This window comes from Pseudomonas sp. 30_B (assembly GCF_017491605.1).
Classification (GTDB): Bacteria; Pseudomonadota; Gammaproteobacteria; order Pseudomonadales; family Pseudomonadaceae; genus Pseudomonas.
Genome location: NZ_JAFGYY010000010.1, coordinates 218,146 through 225,567, shown reverse-complemented (window position 1 = coordinate 225,567; position 7,422 = coordinate 218,146). Strand labels below are relative to the sequence as shown.

The following is a 7,422-nucleotide window of genomic DNA, read 5'->3' as shown; positions in this document are numbered from 1 at the left end:
GCACACGCCGAAGCGGCGCAGGAACGCCGAACAAGACGGCGGATAACGCCAAAGGCGTTATCCGCCCTACGAAGAGCAAGAGCATCGCGGACGGAGTCCGCTCCTACAGGTCTGGCGGTATCGCCCGGCTTTTCCTGGGCTGGGACGACATGCCCCGCCTGGTCACCGACGGCCCCTAGCGCAGCCCGTCACGCCACCGCGCTCGCCACCTCCCCATCCAGCTCCACCAGCAGCTCGATCATCGCCCGCGCCGCCGCCGAGAGGCGGTCGCCGGTACGGGTGACGATGCCGCAGCGGGCCTGGAGGATGTCGACGTTGGGTGGCAGGTTGCGGAAGTACAGGCGCTCCAGTTCACCACGGGCCATGGGCTCGCTCACCGCTTCCTCGACAGCGATGCCGATGGCCTCGGTCTGGCTGACGATGCGCACCAGCGAGGCCATGTCCTCGCACTGGATGTTGGCGGTGACGTCGATCTTGCCGCTGAGATTCGCCAGCATCTTCCGCGCGCTGGGCGGGATCAGGGTGGCGGCCAGCGGGTAGGCGAACATATCGTTGGTCGAGAGGCTGTCCTTGGCCAGCAGCGGGTGCCCCTGGCGGCAGAAGAACAGGCCTCTGCGCGGCTTCAGCGGACGGGTCTGGAAGTTCGGGTCGGCCTCGAAGTGGCGGATGTCGGCGACGAAGAATTCGATTTCCTCGCGGCTCAGGTTGCGCGCCAGGCGCTCCCAGTTGTCCACCCCGAACTGGATGTGGATGCGCGGATGGCGCCGTACGAATTGCACCACCGCATCCGACACCAGTTTCTGCGCCGGCGCCGGGCCGCAGCCGAAGCGCAGCTCGCCGGAATCCAGCTGGTTCAGCTGGGCGATGGCGTGGCTCAGGTTGTTCGCGCCCTGCACCAGGCTCAGCGCGTGCTGCAGCACCACCTGGCCCTCGGGGGTGGGGCGCAGGTCCTTGCTGGCGCGGTCCACCAGGCGGCAGCCCAACTCCTGCTCCAGGCCCTGGATGCTACGGCTGAAAGCCGGCTGGGTGATGCCCATGGCGTCGGCGGCACGGACGAAACTTCGGTGTTCGTTGAGGGCGATGAAGTACCGCAGCTGGCGCAGATCCATGATGCATTTCCGGCATTGAAAATAGTGGGCAAAGGCATTTGCCGTGGGTGATGCGCTGGTTTTAAATGCAAGCTCTTATTCCGTCAACGAAGAATAAAACTTAAATCTATTCTTTTTAGACATAAGAATATGCACGAGACCAGGAGCCGCCCGATGCATACCTTGAGCCGCCCGCCTTACCGAATGTGCTGTCCCTGCGGCCGTCCGCGCTGCTGCTGACCGCCTCGCCGCGCTGACGCGGCGCCATCCCGAATCACTGAGTTGCCGTTCGCCGCGCTGACGCGGTGCGGCCCCCTTTTGCCCGCGCATTTCGCGGACGCCCAAGGAATCACCCCATGAGTTCGAGACAGCACTTCCCCTCCATCGCCCCGCGCCGGCTGCGCGCGCCGGACTACGCCGTCATCCTGCTGCTGGCCCTCGGCGGCGCGCTGCCGGTCCTCGCCGCCGAGCAGGACGACGACGCCACCACGACCACCACCGAGGCGCCTGCCGCCACGTCCAGCAAGACCACGCCGACCAAGGCGGAGCCCGCCAAGGCCGACGCCACCCTGGGCAAGGTCACCGTGACCGCCCGCCGCCGCGAGGAGGACTCGCAGAAGGTGCCGACGCCGATCACCGTGCTCGGTGGCGAGACCCTGGAAAGCCAGCGCATCTACAAGGTGCAGGACCTGCAGCAGGTGCTGCCGAGCGTCAACGTCGCCTTCATCCACGCCCGCCAGTCGAGCATCGCGGTGCGCGGCATCGGCAACAACCCGGCCAGCGACGGCCTGGAAGGCAGCGCCGGGGTCTACCTGGACAACGTCTACCTGGGCCGTCCCGGCATGGCGGTGTTCGACCTGCTGGACATCGAGCAGCTGGAACTGCTGCGCGGCCCGCAGGGCACGCTGTTCGGCAAGAACACCACGGCCGGCGTGCTGAACATCAGCACCCGCGCGCCGACCTTCACCCCCGAGCGCAGCGTCGAGGTGTCCGGCGGCCAGGACGGCTACTTCCAGGGCAAGGGCACCGTCTCCGGCGCGCTGACCGAGACCCTGGCCGGGCGCGTGTCGGCCTACCGCACCCGCGACGACGGCTACATCAAGAACATCTACGACGACAACGACCTCAACGGCGGCGCGCGCCAGGGCATCCGTGGCCAGTTGCTGTTCAAGCCCAACGACGATTTCGACCTGCGCTGGATCAACGACTACAACGAGGAGGACTCCAGCGTCGGCAGCATGGTGGTGTACGGCGCCGCCGACCGCTTCTGGCAGCGCGCCGCTGCCGTGGGCGCCTCGCCGATCCGCGATCCGGACCGGCACAAGGTCAACATCAACGGCCGGCAGAACGTCAGCGTGCACCAGGGCGGCAGCTCGGTGGAGGCCAACTGGAACCTCAATGGCGGCTTCAAGCTGACCTCCATCAGCGCCTACCGTTACTGGCACTTCACCCCGGCCAACGACGAGCAGCTCAACGTCTCGGCGATCAACAACACCGGGGTGGAAGTCCACGACCGCCAGTTCTCCCAGGAAATCCGCCTGGCTTCGCCCACCGGCGGTGCCTTCGACTACGTGCTCGGCGCCTACGCGTTCAACCAGAACCTGGGCAACAAGACCTTCACCGACTACGGCCCGCTGGCCGACCGCTACCTGCTGGGCACCAACCTCAACGCGCTGAACAACACCTACACCAAGGCCAACGGCAAGATCGAGACCGACAGCTTCGCGCTGTTCTCCCAGGGCACCTGGCACCTCACCGACAAGCTGGACTTCACCGCCGGCCTGCGCGGCACCTACGAGGAAAAGGCCGCCAAGGTCGAGCGCTTCGCCCCCGAGGGCGGCGCGCCGGTGACGGGCATCGGCGCGGTGGTGCGGCGCAACCAGCTGGGCGCCTACGACTCGGGCGACCTCGGCCTGTACAGCTTCGCGCCCTCGGCGCTGCTGAGCCTGAGCTACCAGTTCAGCGACGAGCTGCTGGGCTACGCCTCGCTGTCCCATGGCGAGAAGTCCGGCGGGGTGAACCTGGCCGTGGCCAGCGCGCCCACCGCCGGCGCGGACTCCCTGCTGGTCGGCCCGGAGCGCGCCAACGATGCCGAGCTGGGGATCAAGTCGACCCTGTTCGACAATCGTCTGCAGCTCAACACCAACATCTTCTGGACCGGTATCCATGGCTACCAGGCGACCACCCTGTACCAGCCGCCGGGTTCGTCCCAGCTGGTCTCGGTGCTCTCCAACGCCGGCAGCGTGCGTTCGCGCGGCCTGGAGTTCGAAGCCACGGCGCTGCCGCTGCGCGGCCTGACGATCAACTTCAACGGCTCCTACAACGACGTCACCTACCTGTCGTTCAAGGATGCCCCGTGCCCGGCGGAGGTCTCCACCAAGCCCGGCGCGCCGGCCACCTGCGACCTCACCGGGGAAAACGTGGTGGGCGCCTCGAAGTGGATCGCCAACCTCAACGGCGAATACGCCTGGAACCTCGACGACGGCATCCGCCCCTACGTGACCGGCAGCTATGCCTACCGCTCCGAGGCCGAGGGCACGCTGGACAACTCCGACCTCTCGAAGATCGACGGCTACGGCCTGGCGAACTTCTCCGTCGGCCTGCGCAAGGACGTCGGCGACGGCCAGCTGGACGCCTCGGTCTGGCTGAAGAACGCCTTCGACAAGGACTACTACCTGGCCGCCTTCGCCAGCATCAACGGCTCCTACACCGCCTCGGTGGGGCAGCCGCGCACCCTCGGCGCCTCGGTCCGTTACGACTTCTGATCCCACTCCCGCGCCGCCCGCGGCGCGGTTCATTGCCACAGTAAGAGGACTTCGACATGAGCAACGCAGCACAAGTCATTCCGCAACAGGGCATCGAACTCGACATCCATCCGGTGGCCGGCCGCATCGGCGCCGAAATCCGTGGCGTGACCCTCTCCGGCAATCTCGACGCCGCCACCGTCGAGGCGATCCAGGCCGCCCTGGTGAAGCACAAGGTGATCTTCTTCCGGGGCCAGACCCAGCTCGACGACGCCGGCCACGAAGCCTTCGCCCAACTGCTCGGCGAGCCGGTGGCGCACCCCACGGTGCCGGTGCACGAGGGCACCCATTACCTGCTGGAGCTGGACGGCGCCCAGAGCCGCCGGGCCAATTCCTGGCACACCGACGTGACCTTCGTCGACGCCTATCCCAAGGCTTCGATCCTGCGCAACCTGGAAGCGCCCGAGGCCGGCGGCGACACCGTCTGGGCCAACACCGCCACCGCCTACGACGACCTGACGCCGGAGCTGAAAGCGCTGGCCGATTCGCTCTGGGCGGTGCACAGCAACGAATACGACTACGCCGGCATCCGCCCCCACGCCGATCCGGTGCGCCTGGAGGAGTACCGCAAGGTGTTCACCTCCACCCTCTACGAGACCGAGCACCCGGTGGTGCGCGTACACCCGGTCAGCGGCGAGAAGACCCTGCTGCTCGGGCACTTCGTCAAGCGCCTGAAGGGGCTGACGCAGCATGACTCGGCGCACCTCTTCGCGGTGTTGCAAAGCCATGTCACCCGCCTGGAGAACACCGTGCGCTGGCGCTGGCAGCCGGGCGACGTGGCCATCTGGGACAACCGCGCGACCCAGCACTACGCCGTGGACGACTACGGCACCCAGCCGCGCATCGTGCGCCGCGTGACCCTGGCCGGCGACGTGCCGGTGGGTGTCGACGGGCAGCGCAGCCGGACGATCAAGAAGGTCTGACCTTTTCCCCAGAGCCCCTCACCTCCGCCCTCTCCCAGTAGATCGGTGCGACGGGATAACCCGCTGCATCGGACTGCCCCCTCTCCCTCAGGAGCGGGGCGCGTAGCCAGGGCGGGGGTGAGGGAAGCCGCCAACTCAGGATTCTCGACATGACCCAATCCACCGCCCTCAAGCAAACCACCCCCGAACCCTTCGCCATCGTCCCCCTCGACGCCCCGCTGGGCGCCGAAGTACGTGGCCTGGACGCCCGCGAGCCGCTGACCCCGGAGCAGGTCCTGGCGATCAAGCAGGCCCACCGTGACCACCACATCCTGATCTTCAAGCACCAGGACCTGGACGATGAGCAGTACCTGCGTTTCGCCACCCTGTTCGGCGCCGTATTCCAGCCGCCGGCGGATGTGCCGGTGCTGTCCTCCGGCGCCGACGGCAAGGCGCCGGACATCGTCAAGGTGGCCAATACCGGCGACGGCGAGCTGGGCAACTTCGCCCTGCCGGCCCACGTTGATCACCAGTGGACGCCGGTGCCGTCCTCCGGCTCCTTCCTCTACGCGCTGGAGGTGCCGAAGACCGGCGGCGAAACCCTGTTCACCAATCTGGCCCGCGCCTACGAAACGCTCGATGAAGCGACCCGCGCCGAGATCGATCCGCTGCGGCTGATCAACTACAACCCGTTCATCCGCCTGAAGAACGGCGGCTACAACGGCGGTTTCGTGCGCTACCGCACGCCGGACATCGAGCCGATCCAGGGCACCGAGCACCCGCTGGTGCGCACCCATCCGGAAAGCGGCAAGCGCGTGCTGTTCCTCTCCGTGCACACCGAGGTGGAAATCCCCGGCCACGATCCGCAGCTGGGCGCGGCGCTGATCGAGCGACTGCGCGAGCACCTGCAGCGGCCGGAGCTGAGCTACACGCACAAGTGGGAAGTGGGCGATATCGTCTGGTGGGATAACCAGGCCACGCTGCATGCGCGCAACGCGTTCCCGGCCAGTGAGCGTCGGCGGCTCAAGCGTATAAGCCTGGGTGGCAGCCGCCCGTTCTAAGAGAGCAATGAGGCGCGGGGGAACGGCCGGCGCCCCATCCGCCAGCCGTTCCGCCGCGCCTCACCATCTACCGCTTACAGGGTGCCGAGCAGCTTGCGCGCGGCCTGGGTGTGGTCGGCGATCAGGCGCTTGAGGTCGAGGCCTTCGACTTCGCCGTCGACGACCCGCCAGGTGCCGCCGATCATGATCCGGTCGGCCTTGTCGGCGCCGCACAGCAGCAGCGCGGAGAGCGGATCGTGGCTGCCGGAGAAGCGCAGTTCGTCGAGTTTGAACAGCGCCAGGTCGGCCTGCTTGCCCACGGCCAGTTCACCGATGTCGCTGCGGCCGATGAGCTTGGCCGAGCCCCTGGTCGCCCAGCCCAGCGCGCGTTCCGGGGTGATCTTCTCGGCACCGTAGCGCAGGCGCTGGATGTACAGGGCCTGGCGGGCTTCGAGGATCATGTTCGAGGCATCGTTGGAGGCCGAGCCGTCCACGCCGATGCCCACTGGTGCGCCGGCTTCCTCCAGGGCCACGGTCGGGCAGATGCCCGAGGCCAGGCGCATGTTCGAACTGGGGCAATGGCAGACGCCGGTGCCGGCTTCGCCCAGGCGACGGATTTCCTCGTCGTTGAAGTGGATGCCGTGGGCCAGCCAGGTGCGCGGGCCGAGCCAGCCGACGCTGTCCAGGTAATCCACGGTGCGCTGGCCGAAGCGCTGCAGGCAGAAGTCTTCCTCGTCCAGGGTTTCGGCCAGGTGGGTGTGCAGGCGCACGTCCTCGCGCTCGGCCAGTTCGGCGCTGGCGCGCATGATCTCCGGGGTGACCGAGAAGGGCGAGCAGGGCGCCAGGGCGATCTGCACCTGGGCGCCTTCGCCGCGCTGGTGATAGTCGCGGATCAGGCGCTGGCTGTCGTCGAGGATGGCTTCGGCGCTCTGCACGGTCTGCTGCGGCGGCAGGCCGCCGTCGGCTTCGCCCAGGCTCATGGAGCCACGGGTGAGCATGGCGCGCATGCCCAGCTCGTTGACCACGCCGGCCTGCACGTCGATGGCCTGCTCAAGGCCGTCGGGGAACAGGTAGTGGTGGTCGGCGGCGGTGGTGCAGCCGGAGAGCAGCAGTTCGGCCAGGGCGACCTTGGTCGCCACCGCCAGTTGGTCGGGGGTCAGGCGTGCCCACACCGGGTAGAGGGTCTTCAGCCAGGGGAACAGCGGCTGGTTCACCACCGGCGCCCAGGCGCGGGTCAGGGTCTGGTAGAAGTGGTGGTGGGTGTTGATCAGGCCGGGCGTCAGCACGTGCTGGCTGGCATCGAAGGTCTGTTCGCAGGGAGTGGAAGGCTGCTGGCCGGCAGCGACCAGTTCGACGATGCGGCCGTCCTGCACGACGATGCCGCCACGGGCGTCCTGATCGTTGGCAGTGAAGACGGCGAGGGGGTTGCGCAGCCAGAGGCGGGTGGAAGGCATGAGTGATTCCTCGTTGGGCGGAGCTGCCGCGTGAGGCGAGCCGGCTCCTGTGGTTAGGAAGCCAGCTCAGTGTTCACCCTGTCTGCTGATCCAGGTTCGTTGACCCACAGGTCAGACGTGGGCGCATGGTAACC

At 67.6% G+C, this 7,422-nt stretch carries 5 protein-coding genes; 3 read left to right on the top strand and 2 right to left on the bottom strand.

All coding sequences use genetic code 11. The features are described from left to right. Positions 1 to 188: 188 nt before the first annotated feature. Positions 189 to 1,109, bottom strand: coding sequence for a LysR family transcriptional regulator (locus J5M67_RS13750; protein WP_207885883.1), 921 nt, complete (start codon positions 1,107 to 1,109; stop codon positions 189 to 191). 335 nt (positions 1,110 to 1,444) lie between these two features. Here J5M67_RS13750 and J5M67_RS13745 point away from each other — a divergent pair, with 335 nt between their 5' ends. The 3 genes from J5M67_RS13745 (at position 1,445) to J5M67_RS13735 (ending at position 5,855) form a co-directional block, all read left to right on the top strand. Next, a complete protein-coding gene (locus tag J5M67_RS13745; protein ID WP_207885882.1) occupies positions 1,445 to 3,853 on the top strand; it encodes a TonB-dependent receptor in 2,409 nt (802 codons plus the stop codon). A 56-nt stretch (positions 3,854 to 3,909) separates the two neighbouring features. Beyond that, on the top strand, positions 3,910 to 4,815 hold the full coding sequence (locus J5M67_RS13740) for a TauD/TfdA family dioxygenase (RefSeq protein ID WP_207885881.1): 906 nt from the start codon (positions 3,910 to 3,912) through the stop codon (positions 4,813 to 4,815). Positions 4,816 to 4,964: 149 nt separating this feature from the next. Further along, positions 4,965 to 5,855, top strand: coding sequence for a TauD/TfdA family dioxygenase (locus J5M67_RS13735; RefSeq protein ID WP_207885880.1), 891 nt, complete (start codon positions 4,965 to 4,967; stop codon positions 5,853 to 5,855). Between the two features lie 74 nt (positions 5,856 to 5,929). On the opposite strand, the gene J5M67_RS13730 is transcribed toward J5M67_RS13735, so the two are convergent. After that, positions 5,930 to 7,288: an 8-oxoguanine deaminase gene (locus J5M67_RS13730; RefSeq protein WP_207885879.1), complete on the bottom strand. Its 1,359-nt coding sequence runs from the start codon at positions 7,286 to 7,288 to the stop codon at positions 5,930 to 5,932. Positions 7,289 to 7,422: the final 134 nt, after the last annotated feature.

Coding starts and splice junctions, on each gene's coding strand:
- J5M67_RS13750 (WP_207885883.1), bottom strand. CDS start 1,109: ATGGATCTGCGCCAGCTGCGGTACTTCATCGCCCTCAACGAACACCGA.
- J5M67_RS13745 (WP_207885882.1), top strand. CDS start 1,445: ATGAGTTCGAGACAGCACTTCCCCTCCATCGCCCCGCGCCGGCTGCGC.
- J5M67_RS13740 (WP_207885881.1), top strand. CDS start 3,910: ATGAGCAACGCAGCACAAGTCATTCCGCAACAGGGCATCGAACTCGAC.
- J5M67_RS13735 (WP_207885880.1), top strand. CDS start 4,965: ATGACCCAATCCACCGCCCTCAAGCAAACCACCCCCGAACCCTTCGCC.
- J5M67_RS13730 (WP_207885879.1), bottom strand. CDS start 7,288: ATGCCTTCCACCCGCCTCTGGCTGCGCAACCCCCTCGCCGTCTTCACT.